The sequence below is a fragment of the Dictyobacter halimunensis genome (assembly GCF_036245075.1).
Genome location: NZ_BSRI01000001.1, coordinates 2,472,146 through 2,494,594 on the forward strand (window position 1 = coordinate 2,472,146; position 22,449 = coordinate 2,494,594).

General features: G+C 57.6%; 28 protein-coding genes. 18 read left to right on the forward strand and 10 right to left on the reverse strand.

Going from position 1 to position 22,449, the window contains the following annotated elements:
• The 14 genes from AABA21_RS09945 (at position 1) to hypE (ending at position 8,755) form a co-directional block, all read left to right on the forward strand.
• The gene (locus tag AABA21_RS09945; protein ID WP_338249356.1) at positions 1–693 is read left to right on the forward strand and encodes a DUF5947 family protein; all 693 of its coding nucleotides are present in this window, start codon (positions 1–3) and stop codon (positions 691–693) included.
• Positions 674–1,324 (forward strand): DUF6084 family protein, encoded by a 651-nt coding sequence (locus tag AABA21_RS09950; RefSeq protein WP_338249358.1) that lies wholly within the window; start codon positions 674–676, stop codon positions 1,322–1,324. Before AABA21_RS09945 ends, AABA21_RS09950 begins: the two co-directional genes overlap by 20 nt.
• Positions 1,321–2,358, forward strand: a complete 1,038-nt coding sequence (locus tag AABA21_RS09955) for a hypothetical protein (RefSeq protein WP_338249359.1) — start codon at positions 1,321–1,323, stop codon at positions 2,356–2,358. Before AABA21_RS09950 ends, AABA21_RS09955 begins: the two co-directional genes overlap by 4 nt.
• Entirely contained in the window at positions 2,355–2,642 is a 288-nt protein-coding gene (locus tag AABA21_RS09960; RefSeq protein WP_126600970.1) for a hypothetical protein, read from the forward strand. Before AABA21_RS09955 ends, AABA21_RS09960 begins: the two co-directional genes overlap by 4 nt.
• Entirely contained in the window at positions 2,639–3,211 is a 573-nt protein-coding gene (locus AABA21_RS09965; protein WP_338249363.1) for a hydrogenase maturation protease, read from the forward strand. The genes AABA21_RS09960 and AABA21_RS09965 overlap by 4 nt, the downstream gene beginning before the upstream one ends.
• Positions 3,212–3,227: 16 nt before the next feature.
• Positions 3,228–3,311, forward strand: a complete 84-nt coding sequence (locus AABA21_RS39325; RefSeq protein WP_420917143.1) for a DUF6893 family small protein — start codon at positions 3,228–3,230, stop codon at positions 3,309–3,311.
• Between the two features lie 46 nt (positions 3,312–3,357).
• On the forward strand, positions 3,358–3,732 hold the full coding sequence (gene hypA, locus AABA21_RS09970; RefSeq protein ID WP_338249364.1) for a hydrogenase maturation nickel metallochaperone HypA: 375 nt from the start codon (positions 3,358–3,360) through the stop codon (positions 3,730–3,732).
• On the forward strand, positions 3,695–4,417 hold the full coding sequence (gene hypB / locus AABA21_RS09975; protein ID WP_338249366.1) for a hydrogenase nickel incorporation protein HypB: 723 nt from the start codon (positions 3,695–3,697) through the stop codon (positions 4,415–4,417). Before hypA ends, hypB begins: the two co-directional genes overlap by 38 nt.
• Positions 4,418–4,435: 18 nt before the next feature.
• Positions 4,436–4,705 (forward strand): HypC/HybG/HupF family hydrogenase formation chaperone, encoded by a 270-nt coding sequence (locus AABA21_RS09980; RefSeq protein ID WP_338249368.1) that lies wholly within the window; start codon positions 4,436–4,438, stop codon positions 4,703–4,705.
• A gap of 19 nt (positions 4,706–4,724) precedes the next feature.
• Positions 4,725–5,381, forward strand: coding sequence for a D-sedoheptulose-7-phosphate isomerase (locus AABA21_RS09985; protein WP_338249369.1), 657 nt, complete (start codon positions 4,725–4,727; stop codon positions 5,379–5,381).
• Complete coding sequence (locus AABA21_RS09990; RefSeq protein WP_338249371.1) at positions 5,378–5,671, forward strand: HypC/HybG/HupF family hydrogenase formation chaperone; 294 nt, start codon at positions 5,378–5,380, stop codon at positions 5,669–5,671. The genes AABA21_RS09985 and AABA21_RS09990 overlap by 4 nt, the downstream gene beginning before the upstream one ends.
• Positions 5,664–6,341: a D-sedoheptulose-7-phosphate isomerase gene (locus AABA21_RS09995; protein WP_338249373.1), complete on the forward strand. Its 678-nt coding sequence runs from the start codon at positions 5,664–5,666 to the stop codon at positions 6,339–6,341. Before AABA21_RS09990 ends, AABA21_RS09995 begins: the two co-directional genes overlap by 8 nt.
• A 65-nt stretch (positions 6,342–6,406) precedes the next feature.
• A complete protein-coding gene (gene hypD, locus AABA21_RS10000) occupies positions 6,407–7,558 on the forward strand; it encodes a hydrogenase formation protein HypD (RefSeq protein WP_338249375.1) in 1,152 nt (383 codons plus the stop codon).
• A gap of 102 nt (positions 7,559–7,660) precedes the next feature.
• Positions 7,661–8,755 (forward strand): hydrogenase expression/formation protein HypE, encoded by a 1,095-nt coding sequence (gene hypE / locus AABA21_RS10005; protein ID WP_338249377.1) that lies wholly within the window; start codon positions 7,661–7,663, stop codon positions 8,753–8,755.
• 120 nt (positions 8,756–8,875) lie between these two features.
• On the opposite strand, the gene AABA21_RS10010 is transcribed toward hypE, so the two are convergent.
• From AABA21_RS10010 to AABA21_RS10035, 6 genes are all read right to left on the reverse strand, one after another.
• Positions 8,876–9,451, reverse strand: coding sequence for a hypothetical protein (locus AABA21_RS10010; protein ID WP_338249379.1), 576 nt, complete (start codon positions 9,449–9,451; stop codon positions 8,876–8,878).
• Positions 9,452–9,696: 245 nt separating this feature from the next.
• A complete protein-coding gene (locus AABA21_RS10015; RefSeq protein WP_338249381.1) occupies positions 9,697–10,899 on the reverse strand; it encodes an AI-2E family transporter in 1,203 nt (400 codons plus the stop codon).
• A gap of 114 nt (positions 10,900–11,013) precedes the next feature.
• Positions 11,014–11,844 carry a sugar phosphate isomerase/epimerase family protein gene (locus AABA21_RS10020; RefSeq protein WP_338249383.1) on the reverse strand — a complete coding sequence of 277 codons (831 nt, stop codon included), beginning with the start codon at positions 11,842–11,844 and terminating at the stop codon, positions 11,014–11,016.
• Positions 11,844–13,016 carry a dihydrodipicolinate synthase family protein gene (locus AABA21_RS10025; protein ID WP_338249385.1) on the reverse strand — a complete coding sequence of 391 codons (1,173 nt, stop codon included), beginning with the start codon at positions 13,014–13,016 and terminating at the stop codon, positions 11,844–11,846. Before AABA21_RS10025 ends, AABA21_RS10020 begins: the two co-directional genes overlap by 1 nt.
• Before the next feature lie 3 nt (positions 13,017–13,019).
• On the reverse strand, positions 13,020–14,183 hold the full coding sequence (locus AABA21_RS10030; protein WP_338249388.1) for a Gfo/Idh/MocA family protein: 1,164 nt from the start codon (positions 14,181–14,183) through the stop codon (positions 13,020–13,022).
• Between the two features lie 65 nt (positions 14,184–14,248).
• On the reverse strand, positions 14,249–15,541 hold the full coding sequence (locus AABA21_RS10035; RefSeq protein ID WP_338249390.1) for an MFS transporter: 1,293 nt from the start codon (positions 15,539–15,541) through the stop codon (positions 14,249–14,251).
• 376 nt (positions 15,542–15,917) lie between these two features.
• On the opposite strand from AABA21_RS10035, the gene AABA21_RS10040 reads away from it, so the two are divergent.
• The 3 genes from AABA21_RS10040 to AABA21_RS10050 all read left to right on the forward strand — a co-directional run bounded on the left by AABA21_RS10040 (position 15,918) and on the right by AABA21_RS10050 (position 18,842).
• On the forward strand, positions 15,918–16,922 hold the full coding sequence (locus AABA21_RS10040; protein WP_338249392.1) for a COX15/CtaA family protein: 1,005 nt from the start codon (positions 15,918–15,920) through the stop codon (positions 16,920–16,922).
• Positions 16,923–17,141: 219 nt separating this feature from the next.
• On the forward strand, positions 17,142–17,981 hold the full coding sequence (locus tag AABA21_RS10045) for a phytanoyl-CoA dioxygenase family protein (RefSeq protein WP_338249394.1): 840 nt from the start codon (positions 17,142–17,144) through the stop codon (positions 17,979–17,981).
• A gap of 45 nt (positions 17,982–18,026) precedes the next feature.
• Complete coding sequence (locus tag AABA21_RS10050; protein ID WP_338249396.1) at positions 18,027–18,842, forward strand: sugar phosphate isomerase/epimerase family protein; 816 nt, start codon at positions 18,027–18,029, stop codon at positions 18,840–18,842.
• A 23-nt stretch (positions 18,843–18,865) separates the two neighbouring features.
• Here the strand turns inward: AABA21_RS10050 and AABA21_RS10055 are convergent, their stop codons facing one another.
• Both AABA21_RS10055 and AABA21_RS10060 read right to left on the reverse strand, forming a co-directional pair.
• Positions 18,866–19,354: a MarR family winged helix-turn-helix transcriptional regulator gene (locus AABA21_RS10055; protein ID WP_338249398.1), complete on the reverse strand. Its 489-nt coding sequence runs from the start codon at positions 19,352–19,354 to the stop codon at positions 18,866–18,868.
• 164 nt (positions 19,355–19,518) lie between these two features.
• Positions 19,519–20,223, reverse strand: coding sequence for a Nif3-like dinuclear metal center hexameric protein (locus tag AABA21_RS10060; protein ID WP_338249401.1), 705 nt, complete (start codon positions 20,221–20,223; stop codon positions 19,519–19,521).
• A 340-nt stretch (positions 20,224–20,563) separates the two neighbouring features.
• Between AABA21_RS10060 and AABA21_RS10065 the strand changes: the two genes are divergently transcribed.
• Positions 20,564–20,884, forward strand: coding sequence for an RNA recognition motif domain-containing protein (locus AABA21_RS10065; protein ID WP_338249404.1), 321 nt, complete (start codon positions 20,564–20,566; stop codon positions 20,882–20,884).
• 82 nt (positions 20,885–20,966) lie between these two features.
• On the opposite strand, the gene AABA21_RS10070 is transcribed toward AABA21_RS10065, so the two are convergent.
• Entirely contained in the window at positions 20,967–21,998 is a 1,032-nt protein-coding gene (locus AABA21_RS10070; RefSeq protein WP_338249406.1) for a Stp1/IreP family PP2C-type Ser/Thr phosphatase, read from the reverse strand.
• 1 nt (position 21,999) lies between these two features.
• Positions 22,000–22,371, reverse strand: coding sequence for a PadR family transcriptional regulator (locus AABA21_RS10075; RefSeq protein ID WP_235845892.1), 372 nt, complete (start codon positions 22,369–22,371; stop codon positions 22,000–22,002).
• Positions 22,372–22,449: the final 78 nt, after the last annotated feature.

Sequence of the window (22,449 nt, forward strand, 5' to 3'; positions counted from 1 at the left end):
ATGGATATGGAGCAGGCGCGTGCGCCTCTGTACAGGTTGCGCCAGTTTATGCGCGATCCCATCGAGCGATCCGCTTCGGCGGCCGGGCCATGCGAGCTGTGTGGCGAGGGGCTGGCGGAGCAGCATCGGCACCTGTGGGAGCGCTCAAGCCATACCGTGCGCTGCGTCTGCACCGCCTGTTCTCTGCTGATGAGTCGGGAGGGTGCCGGGGCTGGCAGGTACCTGCTGATCCCTGAGCGCTATCTGCTATTGGAGGACTTTGTGCTCAGTGATAGCGCCTGGAATGAGCTGCTGATCCCGGTCAACATGGCTTTTCTCGTCCGAACGCATGCAGATTCAGATCAGCGCTTGGCCGCCTTCTATCCGGGACCTGCCGGGGCTACCGAGTCGTTGCTGGACGAGAGTCAGTGGCTACCTTTGCAGTACGACAATCCGCTGCTGGCCGAGATACGGCCTGAGGTCGAGGCTCTGCTCATCCAGCGCATCACGGCTCCGTATCGCTATTACCTGGTGCCGATCGATAGCTGCTATCAGCTGGTTGGGCTGATCCGCCGTAGCTGGCGCGGCTTCAGCGGTGGCGCCACCGTATGGCAAGATATCAACACCTATTTTGAGACCATTCAGGCGAAGGCGACCGTATGGAGACATCCTTCAAAGTCGAAAGGATCATTGCATGCCAGATCTCGCATTTGAAGTCATAGCGGCCGAAATTATCCCGTTCGCGGCTGTACCAACGCTGGGTTTTACGCTGGCGATCACTAATCAGGTCCCCTGCGAGCCGATCTCCAGTATCTCGCTGCGCTGCCAGCTGCAGATCGTCGCGCCCCAGCGGCGCTATGGTCATGAGGAGCAGGAGCGCCTGCAGGATGTGTTTGGCATCCCCGGACGCTGGCACGAGACCCTGCGCAGCCTGCTCTGGCAGCACATCAACATCGTCGTTCCCGCCTTTGACGAGCATATCACGGTTACGCTTCCGGTTACCTGCACCTATGATTTTGAGGTAGTGAGCACCAAATACCTGGATGCTTTGCAGGAGGGTCGTGTCCCGCTCCTCTTCCTGTTCAGCGGCACCATTTTCTACCAGGATGAACGGCACCAACTGCAGGTCAGCCGCGTCCCGTGGTCTAAAGAGGCCAGCTATCGCATGCCGGTCACGCTCTGGCGCGATATGATCGGGCACTACTACCCCAATAGCGCCTGGATACGCATGCGCAAAGATGTCTTTGATCAGCTCTATCGCTACAAGGTGGAACATGGGCAATCCAGCTGGGAGGAGACGCTGACTATGCTGCTGGCGCAGGCCGGCCAGGAGGTGCAGCCATGAAGATAGAACAGATCAAAGAGATCGCCGATGCCGTGCTCTATGAGGGCTATCTGCTCTATCCCTATCGCCGCTCGGCCATTAAGAATCGCCAGCGCTGGAACTTCGGCGTGCTCTATCCGCGTGCCTATAGCATGGCGAAGCGTGGGAAAGAACCATGGCATATGCAGACCGAGTGTCTGTTGCAGGGAGGTCCGCAGACCCGGCTGACTATCTCGGCGCGCTTCCTACATCTCCTGTTGAATAGTGTGGTGCAGGATGATCATCCATCATCTTTAACACCGCATGGGTCTTCGGTTGAGCGACAGATGCAGGATGAATGGGAGGAGGGTGTGGCGCGAGAAGTGGTGCTATCAGAGATCAAGTTGCAGGATATCATGAGTCAGCCGCTGCTGGCGCCGATTAATTTTTCTGGACGCTATGTTTCGTCTACCTCCTGTGATGCTGCCATTATTTCCGCGACGCGCGAGCAACAAGATATCTGTGGCCGGATGCGTATCGTGGCCTATCCGATTGAGGACGCGGTCTACAGGCTGCGTGTCGGCATTGAAAATACTACCCCGCTGATCGGTGTCGATCCTGAACAGCGTGAAGCGGTTCTACTCCACTCGTTTGTCTCTACCCATACCATTTTGCAGATTGAACAGGGGCAGTTTTTTTCCATGTTGGACTCACCCGCGCATGTACAGGCAGCGGCTCAGTCCTGCCAGAACGAGCATACCTGGCCGGTTCTGATCGGTGATGCCGGCGAGCATAGCGCCATTCTCTCATCACCCATTATCCTGTATGACTATCCACAGATCGCGCCCGAAAGCACGGGTCCCTTCTTCGATGGTACCGAGATCGATGAACTGCTGACCTTGCGCATGATGACCCTTTCGGAGGATGAGAAAGAGGAGCTCAGGCATGGCGATGAGCGCGCACGCGCCATCTTAGAACGGACCGAGTCGCTGTCAACGGAACAGTTGCTGAAGCTTCACGGTGTGATTCGGAAGTACGAAGGCTTGCAGCCCGATGAGGGAGGAAAAGATAAATGATGAATCAATTTGAACCTATTGTGAGCGTCATTGGCGGCGTGGCCAGGCCTGGGGATCGCGTACGACTACATCCCCGGGCCAAAGCCGACGCGTTTGATATGCTGCTGGAAAGCAGGATGGCACGTGTCGAAGAGATCAAGCAGGACTTCGAGGATCGTATGTACCTGGTGGTCACGCTGGAAGATGATCCGGGCAATGAGCAGGAAGAGGATCGTGTCCTGCCCGGCCATCGCTTCTTCTTTTATCCATCCGAAGTTGAGCTGGTGGAGGAGGAGTTCGTATGAACGAACAGACCCATGCTGAGCAGCGGAGAAAAATCCTGGTCGCCGGCATCGGCAATATCTTCTTCGGCGATGATGGCTTTGGCGTTGAGGTCGCCCAGCGTCTGCTGGCCCGGCAAAATCCCGCCAATATTACGGTTGTAGATTTTGGTATTCGCGGCCTGGATCTGGCCTATACCTTGCTGGAAGACTACGACGAATTGATACTGGTGGACGCGGTGCCGCGCGGTGGGCAGCCGGGCACGCTCTATCTGATCGAGCCCAATCACCTGTCCGCCGGGCGATCCGAGGTGGGTGAAAGTTTCCTGGACGCACACAGCATGGATCCGTTGAAGGTGCTGGCCTTCGCGCGCACCATGGGGGCGCGTCCCATCCACACCCTGCTTGTTGGCTGTGAGCCGGTCACGCTGAATACTATCGACGAGGATCTCGCCATGGGCCTGAGCGAGCCCGTTCAATCCATGATCCCGGCTGCTATGGCCATAATAGATCAACTTATCGATAACCTGAGTGTTACTTCAAACCTCGTTCTGCCCTTGAAGGAGGCGTATTATGGTTACACTTCGCCTTAACATACCGCTACTGATAATGGTGCTGCTGGGTCTTGCCCTGTTTATCCTAGGTATTCAATTGCCAGATATCCGGCGTTATTTACGTATACGATCCATGTAATCACGTAACATTGTAGTCTATACAGGTGATAGCTAGAGAAAATGTTATGCATGAACTTTCAATTGCCGACGCTATTGCTGGCGTTGTGACCGAACAGGCCGCGCTCTACCAGGCAACAAATATCAAAAGCATCCATGTCAGGATCGGCGAGGCCAATGCTGTCGATACCGATGCACTGCGTTTCTGCTTTGATGTCGTTGCCGACGCGCAGCCCCTTCTGAACGGGGCGCGGCTGGCGATCGATATCGTGCCGCACCGGGCGCGCTGTCGTTACTGTGGCCAGGAATTCCATGTCGTGCAATGCATCATGCAGTGTCCGACCTGCGACCGCTGGGAGGCCGATGTGCTCTCGGGCACCGAATTTATGATCCAGGACATGGAGATTGACAACTCCACTACGCAAGAGGGAGGCGATAGCTAGCATGCCCAACGTGCCGATCGTGCAGAACATCCTGGCCGCCAATGAGCGCATCGCTCGCGACATCCATCGTCAGCTGGCCGAGCGGCAGATTCGTACGCTCAACCTGATGAGCTCGGCCGGAGCGGGCAAGACCACGCTGCTGGAGCAGACTATCCGGCGCCTGCGTTCGCGGCTCGCCATTGGTGTGATCGAGGGCGACGTTGAGACCAGCGCCGACGCCGAGCGCATCAAGGAGACCGGCGCCCAGGCGGTGCAGATCATCACGCAGGGCATCTGCCACCTGGAGGCACATATGATTCAGCTGGCGCTGCAGGAGCTCGACCTGAACACTCTAGACTTGCTGGTGATCGAAAACGTCGGCAACCTGGTCTGTCCCGCCGACTGGAATCTGGGTGAGGACCTCAAGGTGACCGTGGTCAGCACCACCGAGGGTGACGACAAGCCGGCCAAATATCCGGCCATGTTCGCCTCGTCGCAGGTCATGGTCATCAACAAGATCGACCTGTTGCCCTATGTCGATTATGACATGGAGACCGTCAAGCGTTTCGCTCTGGCCGTCAACCCCCGGCTCCAGATTTTCGAGCTCAGTTGCCGCACCGGCGAGGGGCTTGACGCATGGTGCGATTGGTTGGAGACGATCGGAAGCGAACCGAAGCGGGGACAAGCCCCGCACGTACATACATGAACATGAAGGAGGAAGGTTATGTGTCTTGGGATTCCGGGGCGCATCGTGGAGATTGTGGATGATAATCTGGACATCGCGAAGGTCGAGGTATCGGGGGTGAAGCGCAACGTCAGCGTGGCTCTGGTGCGCCTGGAAGGGATCGAGCCCGGCGACTGGGTGCTGGTCCACGTTGGCTTCGCCATGAGCAAGATCAACGAGAAAGAGGCGCAGGAGACGCAAAAGGCGCTGCAGCTGATGGGCGATCCCTATACAGATGAACTGGCGATGTTCAATAAGAGCCAGATCTAGTGAGGAAGGTGGAGCGACTATGGCAGTCAATCTATCCGCTATTCTGGACGCGCGTGTGAGCCAGAGCACGACCATTCCAGAGACCTTTTTTACGGCCGAGGCCGGGCATATCTCCGAGGCTTGCTGGTCGATGGCGCGCCGCTTCCACCAGAGCGGTCGCTTGCTGGCCTTCGGCAACGGTTCCTGGGCCACCGACGCGCAGCACGTGGCGGTGGAGTTCGTGCACCCGGTAATCGTTGGCAAGCGGGCGTTGCCGGCTCTGGCTCTGACCAATGATAGCGCCACCCTCAGCGGCATGCATGCCATGACCGAGCATCCTGAGGGGGCTTTCGCCCGTCTCATCGGGGTGCTGGCGCGCCCACAGGATATCGCCATGGGCTTTTCGCTTGATGGCAACTGCGCCAACGTGAATAGCGCCCTGTACAAGGCTCATGAGATGGGCCTGCTGACCATCGGACTCTGTGGCAACGGCGACGGCGGTGGCCACATGGCACGCCACGTGATTATATCCGGCGAGGAGAGCATGCCGACAACGGCCAGAGACGCCTTTCTCGACTACTGCTTTGTGGTTCCCAGCTCCGACCCCCTGGCCATTCAGGAGACCCACGAGACCCTTTATCACGTGTTGTGGGAGCTCGTACACGTCTTTTTTGAGCATGAAGGAGTACTGCAATGAGTGAACATGACCATGCTCATCGTGCCAACGCGCGGCCCGAAGAGAACTGCGTACTGGATGAGGAGGGGCACTGCCTCACCTGTTCGGATGAAGCCCGCCAGGCGCGGGTCGTCACTGTAAATTCCGCGACAGCTACAGCCAGGGTGGCGGTTGACCTGCTCAACATTGAAGAGGTTGATATCAGCCTGCTGGAGCAGGTGTGCCCGGGCGATCTGCTGCTGGTTCACGCCGGCGTGGCCCTTGAACGCTGTTCCGCGGAGGAGGGTAGGGAGGAGGCCAATCATGCCTGAAGGAGGTAGCCGCTACGACCAGATGTTTTATCCTTATCTGTTTGAAGGTGAGAAGGTCGATCGTGCCGCGGTTATTGAGCAGGTGCGCTATTCAACGCTGGACAAGTGCCACGAGATAGTCACCCTGCGCCATCAGATGCGGGCCCTCTCGGGTGAGCGCATCGTAGAGGCCGGCGCGGCGATGGCCCGCGCCTTCCGTCTTGGTGCCACCCTCTTCGCCTTCGGCAACGGCGGCAGCGCCACCGACGCCCAGGACATGGTGACCGAACTGGTTAACCCGCCGTTCGCGCACTGGCGTCCCCTGCCGGCCGTGTCCCTGACCAATGACATCGCGGTGATTACCGCTCTGGGCAACGACGTTGGTTTCCCCACCATATTTACGCGCCAGATCATCGCCCTGGGAAAACCGGGTGATATCGCCGTGGGCATCTCAACTAGCGGCAACTCGGCCAATATCTTGCAGGCGCTTGAGCAGGCGAAGCGGCAGGAGATGCTGACCGTCGCCATGTCTGGCTACGATGGTGGCAAGGTCTCGCGTTCGCCCGACGTCGACATCTGTATTACCGCTCCCTGCGACCATATCCCGCGCATCCAGGAGGCGCAGGCCACGGCCTATCACGCCATCTTAGAAATGGTACAGGCCTTACTCGACCAGCCTGATGATACATAGACGAGCATAGGTTTCTTTTATGCGAGGCTGCCCGGCCCAATGTGGATAGATAAGGAGAAGGATCAGTGAAGTACGTTGATGAATATCGCGACTCAAAGCTGGCGAAGCGTATCGCTGATGATATCGCACGCCTGAGCGATGGTCGGAACCTGAAGTTTATGGAGGTCTGTGGCGGCCATACGCATACAATCTATAAGCATGGCATCGAAGATATCCTGCCGCCGACCATCGACCTCATCCATGGTCCTGGCTGCCCTGTCTGCGTGCTGCCGATGGGGCGCGTCGACGACGCCATCGCCATCGCCCACATGGAGAACGTCATCTTTACCACCTTTGGGGATATGATGCGCGTTCCCGGCTCGCATGGCAGTCTGCTGGATGCCAGGGCCGAGGGGGCCGATGTACGCTTTGTCTATTCGCCGCTGGACGCCCTCAAGCTGGCGCGTCAGTATCCCGATAAGCAGGTCGTCTTTTTCGCCATTGGCTTTGAGACGACCGCTCCCTCCACGGCCGTGACGCTGCTGCGGGCACAGGCCGAAGGGATCAAGAACTTCTCGGTGTTCTGCAATCACGTCACTATCATCCCTGCCATCAAGGCGATCCTGGATTCGCCGGATCTGCGCCTGGATGGCTTTGTGGGGCCGGGGCACGTCACGATGGTGATCGGCCTGCGTCCCTACACCTTCATCGCGCGTCAGCACCGCAAGCCGATCGTCGTGGCCGGATTTGAGCCGCTAGACATCATCCAGTCTGTGCATATGCTGGTGCAACAGATCTGCGAGGGGCGTTCGGCGGTCGAGAATCAATACGCGCGCGTAGTACAGCCCGAGGGGAACGTCAAGGCGCTTGAGTCGATGGCGCGCACGATGGAGCTGCGACCATTCTTTGAGTGGCGCGGCCTGGGCTTTATCACGCAGAGCGCGTTGAAGCTGCGGCCGGAGTTTGCGGAATGGGATGCCGAGCTGCGCTTCCAGGTGCCGGGTCTGCGCGTCGCCGATCCCAAGGCCTGCCAGTGTGGTGAGGTACTCAAAGGTGTCATCAAGCCGTGGGAGTGCAAGGTCTTCGGCACCGCCTGTACTCCGGAGACGCCGATCGGGACCTGTATGGTCTCTCCTGAGGGAGCCTGCGCGGCCTACTTCAACTATGGCCGCTTCTCAATGGCCGCCGAGCGACACCGGCTCAATGTCATGCCCGCCATGTCCACACAGGAAAGCTAGTGGAGGGCAATAAAGATAGGTTGTCAAATAGCGCATTGTTCGCTGAAGCGACGAATGCAGCACGATATCAGAGAGTGGCCTGGCCGGATGGAGGTGTAAACAATGGGCAAGCAGTCCACACAGAGCAGTGAGGTCCTGTCAAAGATTGAGCGGGCGCGGCAGGCGCGGCGGCATAAGTTCTATCTGCGCGACGACCATGTCACGCTCAGCCACGGCAGCGGCGGCAAGGCTACGCACAATCTGATCGAGGGCATCTTCGCGCCCGCCTTCGCCAATACCATCCTGGATCGCATGGAAGATTCCGCCACCATCGTGCTCGGCGACCAGCGGCTGGCCTTTACCACCGACTCCTACGTGGTCAATCCACTCTTCTTCGCCGGTGGCGATATCGGCCGGCTGGCCGTGCACGGCACCATCAACGACCTGGCCATGGCGGGGGCGGACCCGCTGTACCTCTCGGCTGGCATCATTCTGGAGGAGGGGTTCGCGATCGAGCATCTGCAGCGCATCGTGGACTCGATGGCGCTGGCCGCCCATGAGGCGGGTGTGCTGATCGTGACGGGGGATACCAAGGTGGTGCAGCGCGCCAAGGCCGATGGCATCTTCATCAATACGGCCGGGGTCGGCAGCGTGCGCGCCTCCGCTAACCTGGGACAGGCTCTGGTGGCACCAGGTGATCGCGTCCTGTTAAGCGGTTCGGTCGGCGATCACGGCATCGCCATCATGCTGGCCCGTGAAGAGCTGGACATCGAGACCGAGGTCAGCAGCGATAGCGCCGCCCTGCATACGCTGGTGGCTGCCTTGCTTGATCGCATCGGTACCAGGTTGCACTGTCTGAAGGATCCCACGCGTGGAGGAGTGGCGACCGCCCTCAACGAGGTTGCGCTCGGCGCCGAAGTCTCCATCGCCCTCGACGAGCAGGCCATCCCGGTTCATGAAGGTGTGCGCGGCGCCTGCGAGATCCTGGGACTCGACGCGCTCACCATCGCCAACGAAGGCAAGTTGCTGGCCTTCGTGGCACCCGAAGCCGAGCAGGAGGCCCTCCGAGCCTTGCGCGCCCACCCCCTGGGACGAGAAGCCGCGGTCATCGGCACCGTCCGGGCCGAATTCCCCGGCATGGTCTTCCTACGCACCGATATCGGGGGCACCCGCGTCCTCGACATGCTTGTCGGCGATCCCTTGCCGCGTATCTGTTGATCGGACGCGAGGTCCGAACCTATGGGAGGGGGTTATGGTTCGGAGCGTGGGAACGCCTCCCATTACTCTTTTCCTCCCCTATCCCCGCCAAAGGCGGGGATACAACAGGTCATTATGTTCTTAATCTGGTGAGGGTGCGGTGATAATGATTGTGATGGTGGTATCGGCGCTAATGGGATAGTCTTTGAGATGGGCCTTGAAGGTTCCTGTACGATGGAAGACGAGATCTATGGTGGAGTCATGCGCGATCGTAAACGGCTCAAAACCCATGGGCGTATCGCTTACCAGCGTCATAGGGTTGGCCGAGTCATTCTGAATATATACTACTCCTTTGGCCTGTGGAGGCACGTTTAACAGGGTGCGCGTAAAATTAGCTACTGGACGATCGACCGGCGAGTGAATGGTCGTCAGATTGTTACCCTCGGCTGTCCGGTTAACAGGATTCCCACTACTGCCCACGGTCGCCGCAAATGCGCTCTGGGGCCCGATCGGAGTAGCCGTAGCTGTAGGCATTATTGCTGTCGGTGTGGTTATAGCGGTAGGTGTGATAACAATAGGTGTGGCTGTGGCGGTAGGCGTTTTAGCAGGTTGCTCGACGATAGATGTGTCGCTGGTTGGCGTACAGGCAGCCGTGAGAAGCAGGATGCCTGTACAGCTAATTGCCATCAACAGGTGTAAAAATGTTTTTTTCATCATTGCCATAAAACCTCTGAAGGACCATCATAGCGTGCTCGACCTTCTCCATTTTGATTTCCGCCCGCATTCTTTGCAACGCATATATATATGACTATATATGGCAAGAACCAGGCTTCATATCTTCAGTTTAGATGACAATTGATGTATTTGCTGTGTAGTGGTTCACTCTGATGTGGTGAGATTGTAGAAAATTTCCCAGCGATTGCCCGGCAATGACAATGATCTAATATTTTCCCTCCCGCGTCTCAAGAATCTTCCCGTGGGGAATCTATCGGCTTATTGGCGGCATTCTCATTGGTCTGCTCGGCGAGTTCTTTCTCTCCAGGGAATTGGTCGGGATGGCGTGAGCGCCACTCGGACCACAGGGCGATGATGATCGCCTGAATGACGCCTGCGACTGGTGATGCGAAGAGGGCTCCCCAGATGCCGAAGAGCTCCGCGCCAGCGACCAGGGCCGCCAGCGACACCACCGGATGGAGTCCGACGGCCTTACCTACGATGCGTGGTCCGACAATATCGCCCTCAAGCACATGCACAACGATAAAGTATGCCAGCACTCCCAGCGCGATCAGCCAGCCCTGGGTCAGCGCCAGCAGCACGCAGATGGCGCCCGAGACCAGTGTGCCCAGTACAGGGATGAATTCCAGGATAAACGCCAGCACGCCCAGTAAGACGGCGTAGGGAACGTGAAACAGCGTCATGCCAATGCCGACCAGCAGACCGATCAGCGTAGAAAGAAGCAACTGCCCACGAATATATCCTCCTACAATGCGTTGCAGGGTATCGAGCAGAAAGTTGACGCGGTTACGCTCCATCACTGGCATATGGGTGCGCAGCCAACCATTTATCCTTCCGCCATCGATGAGCAGGTAGATGCTCATGACCGCGATGATAATCGTATCCAGCAGGAAGTCAAAAAAGCTCAATAGAATTGGTACTGCGCTACTGGCCGCGCCACCGACGCGTGAAAAAATCTGTTGCGGCAGCGCATTTAGCTGGTCGGCGGAAATTCCTAATGAGATAAGTGGTTGCTCTAATGCGCGCAACTGCTGTTGTCCACCAGGCCCAAACAGATCGCGCGCCTGCTTAGCGAGCGATATTCCTTGATGAATCGCTGTACTCACGACCAGGTAGAGTAGCAGGCTGATGCCACCAAGCACCAGCAAATAAACGATCAGGATAGCCAGGAAACGTGGCATTACCCGCTGGAATATCTTGACCATGGGCGCGATGGCAAAGGCCAGCAAGGCCGCAATCGCCAGCAGCAGCAGCGTGCGCGCCACATGCCCGGCACCCCACAGGACCAGAGCGACCACCGCCACCCATGCCAGGATCGACAGCGGAATTCCACATCTCCTGACCCATTTAGCAATGATGGCGGTAGAGTTCGTTCTTTGTGTATCGGTGTCCTCACCAGTTCTATCGTTCAGACGTGTTTCGAGCGACATCCTCTTCCTTCCTTTTCCCTACTTTTTACTTCCCTCTGACACGGCTGAGATCATCTAAAAGTGACAGAATGTTCCATTTTTCTGTCAGGCTGGCGGGGGCGTGCTCGTCTTTCTTTAAACGTGTTCGAGGTAGCGGCGCTTCATGATATCGAGTACGTCGTCGCCGGGCAGGTTCCAGATGGCCCGGTTGAAGATCTCGACCTCGATGGGACCCTGGTAGCCGGCGGCGTCGACAGCCTGGCGCAGCTTGCGCAGCTCGATGACGCCGTCGCCTATCATGCCGCGCCCCATCAGGACGTCGGGCAGGGGGACCAGCCAGTCGCTGACGTGGAAGCCGAGGATGTGGCCGCTGGCACGGGCGATCTGCTCATACACGGCGACGTCCCACCAGACGTGGAAGGCGTCGATGACGACCCCCAGGTGCGAGTCGTTGAACTTTTCGACGATCTGGTTGGCCTCTGCCAGGCTGGTGATGACCGAGCGGTCGGCGGCATACACGGGATGCAGCGGCTCGATACCCAGCGAGATGTCATGCTGGTGGGCGAAGGGTAGGATCTGCGTCAGGGCATCTTCGACCATTCCCCGCGCGGCCTGGATATCGCGATCGGCGGCGGGACCACACACCAGCACCAGCACCTTCGTCTGTAGTTCGGCGGCCTCCTCGATGGCTCTTTTGTTATCATCGATGCGGGCCTGGCGTTCGGTTGCCGTGGCGGCTGGAAACCAGCCACCGCGACAGAGGCTGGAGACCTGGATGCCGGTCTCGCGCACCAGACGCGCCGTCTCAGCCAGTCCGGTGCGGGCCACCTTGTCGCGCCATAAGCTGATCCAGGGAATCCCGGCACGCAGGCAGCCCTCGATGGCGGTCCGCGCATCCCACTGGTCGATGGTGGCCTGGTTCAGGCTTAAGCGTGTCAGATCGTGTAGCTCGTGTTGCTGTGTCATCAGAATGCCTCCCCTTCCTGTTCGATGCCGGCCTGGAGCAAGATGGTGCGCATGCGTTCGCTAGCCAGATCTGGATCAACCAGTAGCCGGGCCTGGTCCGCCAGCACAAACAGTCGCGCCAGGTGCGGCAGCGAGCGCGCACTTTCTAGTCCCGCCACCATCTTGAAGTGGTCCTGGTGACCGTTGAGGTAGGCCAGGAAGACAATGCCGGCCTTATAGTTATAGGTGGGTGCCTGGAAGATATGACGCGACAGAGGCACGGTCGGGGCGAGTATCTCCATATATCGTTCGATGTTGCCCGCGTCCAACTGCTGCAGGGCGGCCGAGGCGGCGGGCGCGATGGCGTCGAAGATGCCCAGCAGCGCGTGGCTATGTCCCTGCTCATCCCCCAGCATCAGGTCGGCGTAGTTGAAGTCGTCGCCGGTATACATCTTGACGCCCTCGGGGAGCAGGCGGCGCATGCTGATCTCCCGCTCGGCATCCAGCAACGAGATTTTGATGCCATCGACCTTTGTGGCGTGGCTTTGGATGATCGCCAGGCAGCTCTCCATGGCCGCGTCCACGTCGGATGAGCCCCAGTAACCGGCCAGTGCGGGATCAAACATGTCCCCTAGCCAGTGGATGATCACCGGCTGCGCCACCTGTGAGAGGATGTGGTCGTAGGCCTGCATATAGTCTTCTGGCGTACGCGCGCAGGCGGCCAGGGCGCGGCTAGCCATCAGGATGATGCGCCCGCCAGCGGACTCGACGAAGCCGCACTGCTCCTCGTAGGCCTGCCTGACCTGTTCAAGCGTGACCGATGAGGATGGCGCCAGCTGGTCGGTTCCGGCCCCACAGGCGACGCGTGCTCCCGGTTGGGCGCGTGCCTCACCGATCGAGCGCTGGATCAACTGCTGCGCCTGCGCCCAGCTCAGTCCCATGCCGCGCTGCGAGGTATCCATCGCCTCGGCCACGGCCAATCCCAGTGACCACAGATGGTGGCGATAGGCCAGCGTGGCCTCCCAATCGATCTGTTCGGGCTCGGACGCCTGTGCATCCAGCACCACATGGGCAGCGGCATAGGCCACGCGGCTGCGCGGCACCGGGGCCGTCTTTGGAAACGGACTGGCTTCTCCGGCGCTGTACGTGAGCAGTGTACCGTCTTCGGCGGGAAATAGCAGTTTTCTGGCCATCGCTTACGCCTCCTTCGTGCCGGCGAGCTGCGGGATATCCAGCCAGCGGCGCTCGGCCCAGGATTGCAGGGCCAGCTCCGCCAGCTGTACGCCTTTGGCTCCCTCATATAGATTCCAGCGGAACGGCTCGTCAAGAGCCACATGTCTCAAGAAGAGCTCCCACTGCGCCTTGAAGCCGTTCTCGAAGGTACCATTATCGGGAACATCCATCCAGTTCTCGCGGAAATTGATGGGATTGGGCACATCGGGATTCCAGACGGCGCGCGGCGTGTTGACGCGGCTCTGCACTTTGCACTCGCGCAGACCGGCGACCGCGCTGCCGTGGGTGCCGTCCACCTGGATGCTCAGCAACTCGTCGCGGTAGACGCGTACCGCCCAGGAGGAATTGAAGTGGGCGATGATGCCATTTTCGATCCCGAAGGTGCTATAGGCTGCGTCATCGGCCGTGCTGGCGTAGGACTGGCCCTGCTCGTCAACGCGCTCGGGGATATGGGTCGTTCCCAGGCAGGAGACGCCGGTGATGCGGCCAAAAAGATTGCTGAGTACATATTGCCAGTGGCAGACCATGTCGACGATGATGCCGCCGCCCTCTTCCTTGCGGTAGTTCCAGGAGGGACGTTGGGCAGTCTGCCAGTCACCCTCAAAGACCCAGTAGCCGAACTCGCCGCGCACCGACAGGATGCGTCCGAAGAAGCCGCTATCAATGACGCGCTTGAGCTTGAGCAGGCCGGGCAGGAAGAGCTTATCCTGCACCACGCCATGCTTGACCCCGGCGCGATCGGCCATCTGGGCCAATTCCAGCGCCGTCGCGGTATCGGTGGCGATGGGTTTCTCACAATAGATATGCTTGCCCGCCTGGATGGCCGCGCGGATCGCCTCGGCACGGCGCGTGGTGGTCTGGGCATCGAAATAGATCGTATCCTCGGCATTAGCCAGGCAGGCGTCCAGGTCCGTGCTCCAGCGCTCGATGCCGTGGTCCTCGGCCAGTGTCCGCAGTTTATGCTCGGAGCGTCCCACCAGAATGGGATCTGGCATCAGCGTATCGCCGCCGGGCAGGACGATCCCACCCTGCGCACGTATCGCCACGATCGAACGAACCAGATGTTGATTGGTTCCCATGCGTCCCGTGACACCATTCATAATGATGCCTATTCTTTGCGTAGCCATGATTTTTTTACCTCTCCTTCTTGTATTGCGATAACCACCAGTATTCTGTCACATAACCGTGATAGTTAATCTTTGCCCTCGGCTGTTATCAGTGTTTTCGCTTGGACGGCCTCGATTGGCTCCCCCGCGAAGTTCATATCGCGCGCCTCTCTGCCGAGCGCGGTGACCACGATGGTCACGACCAGTGCGATCGCCGTCACCAGGGCCAGCGCCAGCGAATAATTGCCGCCATTCGCAACGGCGATCCCGGCCTGAATGGTCGTGTTGGCTGAAGCAAACAGGTTCCCCAACTGGTAGGTCAGGCCGGGAAACGTGCCACGGACCGAGCCCGGTGATAGCTCGTTCAGGTGGGCCGGGATCACGCCGAAGGCGCCCTGGATCACGAACTGCATCAAGAACGCGCTCAGCCCCAGCAGAAAGAGCGAGGGCGCGAACGCCCACAGCGGGATCAGCAGCAGGGCGATCACCTCGGCGATAATAATGGCGCGCTTGCGTCCGATGCGCTGTGAATAGGTACCAAAGATGATGCAGCCGATGATCGCGCCAACGTTATAGATGATGCCGATGGTACCCACGGTCTGCGGGGACAGCTTATGCTGCACGCTCAAGAAGGTGGGATAGAGGTCCTGCGTCCCATGGCTCATAAAGTTAAAGGCCGTCATCAGGACCACCAGGTAGATAAAAAGCGGGAAATTTCTCCAGATCGCCGTCCAGATGCTGCGTTCGGCCCGACGCTCCCGATGTTGACGCACCTCGCGTTCCCGCTCCCAGGTCGGTGACTCCTTGACACCAAGGCGGATGAAGATCACCAGGACCGCCGGCAGTGCGCCGATAATGAACATGCCGCGCCAGCCAACCAGTGGAAAGAAGATGGCAAAGACCGCCGACGCCAGCAGGTTACCAAAGACGTAGCCACTCTGCAGGACGCCCGAGAAGAAGCCACGCGACTCATCGGGTATCGTCTCCATCGCCAGCGAGGCTCCCACACCCCACTCGCCACCCATGGCGATCCCAAACAGCGCCCGCAGCACCAGCAGAATCGTTAACGACGGCGCAAAGCCTGAGAGCAGTTCAAGCAGCGAAAATAAGATGATATCGATCATCAATGCTGAACGCCTGCCATAGGCATCGGCCATAATCCCAAAGAGAAAGGCCCCTACCGGACGCATCGCCAGCGTCAGCAGGACCGCCACCGTCACGGCAGGGATCGGAACATGAAAATCGCGCGCGATATACGGGATCGAAAAGACGAGGATAAAATAATCGAAGGCATCCAGCGTCCAACCCAGAAAGCTCGCAACCAAAGCATTGCGCTGATCACGGGTCAGTGCTCGAATATGACCAACGGCCATCTGCATATACTAACCTCTTTTCACCGGTAAAAATCTTTCCCCATGTAAATAGAAAACGTTTACTATCAAGTGTAAATGGTCGAGCATAATTTGTCAACAGGTAAATTGGGGAGGTGCAGCGGGGGCAATTGCCCCCGCTGCACCTCCCCAATTTACCTGTTGACAAAGACACATGGCACAGATGCCAAATATCCCCTATAATAGTAGAAGGCTACGATTAAGAAAGAGCATCGGCTGGTATCGTTGTGAGCATGTAGCAGAGCGATGGTAGATGTGGCAGAGGGGCTTTGATCCTCGCAAGGCATGTTTCCGTGCGCAGCAGACGAACAAAAAAGAGATGTAGATATGCTATTTCTTAATTTTTCTCATGGAGGATCATAACTTGTTGAAGCATCGTTTGATGAGCATCTTAGCTATTATAACCTCATTTGGGGCTTACATAATGTTGCTCCTGGGCGCGGCTGTTACCCAGACTGACTCGGGGCAGGGGTGTGGGAACTCCTGGCCATTTTGTCATGGGCAGTTGATCCCAGAATCATTACCGATTACTACCGTCTATGAATATAGCCACCGTATCATGTCGGGGGCGGATTCATTCTTGATTTTTGTGCTGGTGGCCTGGTCCTGGTGGACCTATCGCCGCGACTTCCGAATCAAGTTATTTGGCTTTATGAGCCTCTTCTTTGTCGTTTTGCAGGCGATTCTGGGCGCGTTGACCGTGGTCTACGAGGGCACCTACGCCAAAGAGGGGCTACTCTCATTGCACTTTGGCTTCTCGCTGATCTCATTCGCCAGCGTGATCCTGCTGACCATGCGCATCATGCAGATGCAGAAGCTTGTCCCTGGACAGCCCGAGCGTACGGCGCAGCAAGTCGCGCCGGTCTCCAAGTGGATACAGATCGTGGTGTGGTGCCTGGCGGCCTATACCTATCTCGTTGTCTATACCGGTGCGCTGGTGGGTCACGCCTCGGCCACCCTGGCCTGTGGACAGCAATTCCCAACCTGTGGCTCGACCTATGTTCCCAGCTTCCTGACCGCTCCGGGCATTCAGGTCCTGCACCGTTACTCGGCGGCCAGCATCTGGTTCTTGCTGCTGGCCTTAATGGTCGTCATAATTCGCGTCGCCCGTGATCGACGCGACCTGATCTGGGGCAGCCTGTGGGCGTTTGTGCTGGTCTCCCTACAGGCCCTGAGCGGCATGGCCACCGTCTTAAGCGGAGCTCAACTGATGGTTGCCCTGCTGCACACCACCATCATCGCCGGCCTCTACTCCGTCATCTGCTACCTCTGCATGCAGGTCGAGTGGCCCTGGCGCAAACGCCGCGCCGAGCAAACACCCCTGGTGAGCACCGACAAATCTCCTCTCTATCAACACGAAACAGTCTAAACAAGATGGAAAGAGAAGATGCCAGGACCGCGCAGTGGCGCGGTCCTGGCATCTTCTCTTTCCATCTTTATTGACCTTGCGCCAGCAAAGATGAGAATCTGAGACACATTCAGACAATCCTGGCTATCCACATTCCCCTCATTTCGGGTTATTCTTTACATATCAATCACAAGATTATATGCATCTTGCAATAGGATAGAGTGAAAGGATAAAAAGAATATGATCGCCGATGAAGTCAAACAATTCTTTGATGAAAATGGCTATGTGGTGGTAAAGCAGCTGTTCAGTCCCGAGGAAGTCGCGCATTACCGGGATCACTATATGGATCTGCGCCTGAAAGGCAGCTATCCTGGAGACCTGGTTGGGGCTGATCCTGAAAATGATGATCCGTTGAAGCGCTATCCGCGCATGATTCATATGCACCACTGGGATGCCGATGGTCTGCAGTATCTGACCGATCAGCGCATCAATAACGTGCTGACCGGACTGCTGGGACGCGAGCCGTACGCGGTGCAGACTATGCTGTACTTTAAGCCTCCCAAGGCGCGTGGCCAGGCGCTGCACCAGGATAACTATTTCCTGCGCGCCAAACCGGGCACCTGCATGGCGGCCTGGATGGCCCTCGATCCCTGTGACGAGGAAAACGGCTGCATGAAGGTCGTTCCCGGTAGTCAGAAGTGGCCGCTCCTCTGTACCACTAAGGCCGATACCAAAGAGAGCTTCTCTGATATCGCGGTACCTCTTCCTGAGACGCAGAACGTGCAATCCGTGATCATGGAGCCGGGCGATGTGCTGTTCTTTGGTGGTACACTGGTCCATGGCAGCTATCCCAATACCTCCAGCGATCGCTTCCGCCGCGCGCTGATCGGTCACTACATCTCCGGCGAGGCCGAGACGGTGACAAAGTATATGAAGCCGATCTATCGCATGGATGGCACTACGCTGGACCTGAACTATAGCAGTGAGGGCGGCCCCTGTGGTGTCTGGGTGGAATCGGACAAAGGTGAGCCCGAGATCGCCATGACCGGCGCGCTCTCATCCTTTGGCGGCACCGAATAATCCTGTTGAACGATCAGATCCTGTATAGAGGAGAATGTATATATTATGCAGCTACAGCTTGTTCGTCACCTGTGGGGAATAGGTGGCACCCACGAAGAGGCCTTCCCGCGCATCAAGGCGCAGGGCTATGCCGCGATTGAAACTGGATTGCCCGAGCCGGGACAGGTGTCCCACTTCCAGGATCTGCTGCAAGAGCACGGCCTGGGCTATATTCCACAGATCTTCACCAGCGGCGCCAGCGTGGAGGAACACCTGGCTACGTTCCGCCAGCAGGTCGAGCAGGCTGCACCGTTCCAGCCTGCAAAGATCAACTGCCATAGCGGTAAGGATCTGTGGAGCCTCGATCAGAGTCTGCGCTTCTATCGTGAAGCGTTGAAGATCGAGGCCGACGCCGGTATCGCGGTGGCGCACGAGACCCATCGCGGGCGCGTCTTCTTCTATCCCGGCATTACTGCGCAGGTTCTGGAGCGTGTTGAGGGACTCAAGCTGTGCTGCGATCTGAGCCACTGGGTCTGCGTCGGCGAGCGCCTGATCGATGATCAACTGGATGTGGTGCGCCTGTGCGCCAGCTGCTGCATCCACCTGCACGCGCGCGTAGGCTATGAGGAGGGACCGCAGGTACCAGATCCGCGCGCCCCCGAGTACCTGCCCTACGTCGAGGCCCATGAGCGCTGGTGGAGCATCATCTGGGACGAGCAGGAGCGGCAGGGCATGCAGATCTCGACCCTGACGCCCGAGTATGGCCCTCCCGGCTACCTGCACACCCTGCCCTACACGCAGGAGCCCGTAGCCGATCTGGAAGCGATCTGCAACTGGCAGACACAGCGAGAGGCGGAGCTGTTTGCCCGCCGCCAGCACTAATAATGGCAAAATGTCAGAAGTAGCTATGATTCTTGTTCCTGCTGTTGCATCTTCCTGGTTTCGGCTTGCAGGACGCGGCTGCTGCGCCGCACAAAATCGAGGATCAGGGCCATTTCCTGGTCGCTGTAGGCTGCCTGGAACTCGCTGGCCATGGCCTGCTGGAACGAGGTAAAGATGGGGTTAAGTCTGGCGGCGATCTGTTCTGGCCGGGCGTGGATGCTGATTTTGCGTCGATCGATGCTGTCTCGCCTGCGCTGGGCGTAGCCCGCCGCTTCTAAGCGATCGACGATGCCGGTAACGGCACCGGTCGTCAGTCCCATCAACTTTGCCAGTTGACCTGGCGTCAGACCGTCTGACTCCCTGACCAGGTCCAGACATTTAAGATCGGTCGTGTTCAATCTCAAGGAGTCCGCGATGGCCTGGTGGAAGAGGATCGAACTTTCACTATATTTGCGACCGGCCTGTTCCAGCGCGATCAGAAGTTCGCTACGATCCGATGGCTCTGTTGACATGGATTGTCTCTTTCGTTTAGAGGCTAAATATCTGCAGCGTTAAGCTATTTACTGCCGATAAATATGTAAGGGCTACATGTTTTGGTATGGTAAGCATTATAGCATACGCTGGCCTTGCTGGTTGGTGTGAGGACAGCTACACGGATCGCTCTGGTCGTAGCTGGCTATGGATACACGATCTTTAACTGTGGCCAATGTTCACTGAGCAGGCTGCCGAGGTCACGCAGGCCCCGTTGCTCGCAGATAGCATGACCAATGGTGGCGACGGTCATTCTGGTCTGCTGGGCAGCGGCGCGGGCGGGCTGGCGAAATTGTCCAGTGATGTATACCTGCGCTCCCAGGTCAGCGGTCTCATGGATAGAGGCGTCGTTCATCGCTCCCACGACCGCGATGCGTTGCACACTGTTGGTGTATTCGGGCGTGATGGCCGGTGGATGCCCAAATATAGCGGTCAGGTCATTGATCAGCACTTTGAGGGGTGTGGGTGGGATCTCTCCCAGCATGCCGTACGCGATGCCCTCACGAAACACGCAGGGGACCACGTTGTGCATCCCCAGGATCTCCGCCAGCCGTGGATTATATCCCAGTGTCAGGCCGAGGTCGAACGCCAGGTGGTAGGCGAGAATTCCCACACCGGCTGGTAACGTCTGCAGCCTGACATGCCAGGGACGATGCAGAAAGATGGCATCAAGCTCCTGCTCCTGCGCCCATTGTCCAATGGCTGGCCAGGGCTCGATGGCCAGCCCCAGACTTTCTATGGTGCGGCTTCCCGCATGGTAGATTCCATGTTCATCGCTGGGAAAGCGTTCCGCGCCGAGATAGCTATCCAGAAAAGCTGCTAGCCCTTCCATAGTCAATGCTGCTGGCATGCTCAATCCTCCTCAGAGTGCGTTTTCTCTTCTGATTTTTTTGGATGAATAGTATGATCATAACGCAAGATTGCCCTCAAACAAAAGTTCGTTTGTTTTTTAGAGATGGCGCAACACAACGGCGGATGCGGATGCACCCGCCGTTGTGTTGCGCCATCTCTAAAAACAGTAATCATAAATTTTTAATTTCTGAAAAAATCTGGGGAATCAGGGAATAGAATATTTCGTGAGTGTGTTATAAGTGATGTATGACATCAGAAAGAGAATTGTAGCGCTTCTGTGAGAAATGGTTTCTTCGAGCGTCAATCTGAGAGGCGATGTCAGCGCAGGAGCGTACAAAATGAGACTTTATGTTGGTGGACTTCCATACCAGACCGATGAGCAGGAACTGCGTGAGGTATTTGGACAGATCGGCACAGTGACCTTTGCAACCGTGATCACTGATCGTGATACCGGCCGCAGCAAGGGTTTTGGCTTTGTCGAATTTGAGGATGATGAGCAGGCTCGTGCCGCTATCGATCAGTTGAATGGTACCACTTTAGGCAACCGTACTATTACCGTCAATGAGGCGCGTGAGCGTCCCGCCGGCGGTGGCAATCGCGGCGGCGGCTATCAGGATCGTCGTGGCCAGGGTGGTGGCTATCGCGATCGCCGCTACTAGTAGGTATCCTTTTTATTAAAGTAACGGAAAGAGGCCAGTCGAGCAATCGGCTGGCCTCTTTTTGATTGTAAACGTCTTGAAACTATGAGATTTTGATCACGATAGCCGTGATGTTGTCGAGTCCACCACTTTCGTTGGCGCGCTCGATCAGCCGTTTCGTGCTCTCCTCGGGTGGATATGCGGTGACGATCTCGCGCATCTCGTCCTCCGAGACCGGCCCGTGTAAACCATCGGTACACAGCACCAGTGTATCTCCCGGCTGCGCATCCGTGGTGGTCAGGGAGACCTCTTCCTCTTCCTTGGTACCCAGGGCGCGCGTAATGACGTTGCGCTTCTCGCTGGTACGCGCATCCTCTTCGCTCATCAGGCCCAGGCGCACCTGCTCCACCACCCATGAGTGATTTTCCGCCAGCTGCCGAATCTCCTGATCATTGATAAGGTAGGCCAGGCTATCTCCTACATTGGCAATATAGAGGGTCCGATCCTTAATCACCGCAGCCACGCAGGTCGTGCCCATGCCGGTACCTTTATTATCGGGGGATGGCTTGCTATGCGCCTCCTGATAGATGGCGGCATTGGCCTGCTTGATGGCGTTGGTTAACGCGGTGGGAATATCGGAGGACGTATCTTGATAGTAGACTTCACGGATCTGGTCGATCGCTATCTGGCTGGCAATCTCGCCATATGAATGGCCGCCCATGCCATCGGCGACCACAAAGAGGGCACCCTTCTGCTCTAGAATAGAATGGTCTTCGGGTAATACCGTAATCAAGTTATCTTCATTGGAGGGACGTTTACGACCGATGTCAGTAAGCTGCGCGACCTGTAGCTGTAACGGTGCATTGAGCATGCTGTACTCCTTGTCGTGTAGAAACATATTTTTTACATTGAGAAGATGTTCGATGGATACACTTTTCATAAAATCATAAAAGACGGTGCCCCAGAGAGGGATGAGTCGAGGAATCCCGCCCGCTCGTAACTCCTCCCGGCAGCAATCGCGGAAGGCCTGCGCCATCTCCTGACCAAATTCGCGCCTGAACTCGGATGGATACGCCAGGAGAAGCCATTGATAGAGCCGTTCGGACCAGGATTGCATCCAGTGGAATGACGCCATGTTACGCTTCTCCTTGTATCAGATGCTTCACCTGCGCGATCTGCACCAGATTGGCTAGCCGCCTGGCCTCAGCCCGTACCACGCGCTGTCCGAAGTCGGTCAGGCGGTAGTAGCGGCGGCGCTCATCATCGAGCTCAGGATCGGGTCGTGAGCCGGATTCCTCCAGCAACCCATCCTTCATCATGCGCTTGATCGAGCCATAGAGGGTACCCGGTCCCATATGCATCTGGTTATTGGTGCGCCAGGCCACCTCCTGCATGATGCCGTAGCCGTGGCGCTCCTTATCGCTGAGCGCGAGCAGGATGTGAAAGACCGCGGGCGTCAATGGGAGCAACTCTTCTGGCTCCCTGTGATTGGTCTTGATTGTTCCCACCTCCGTTTTAAATTACTATATCAGCAACGGATATATCCGTTGCTGATATAGTAACCCGAATCCCCCTGCTTTGTCAAG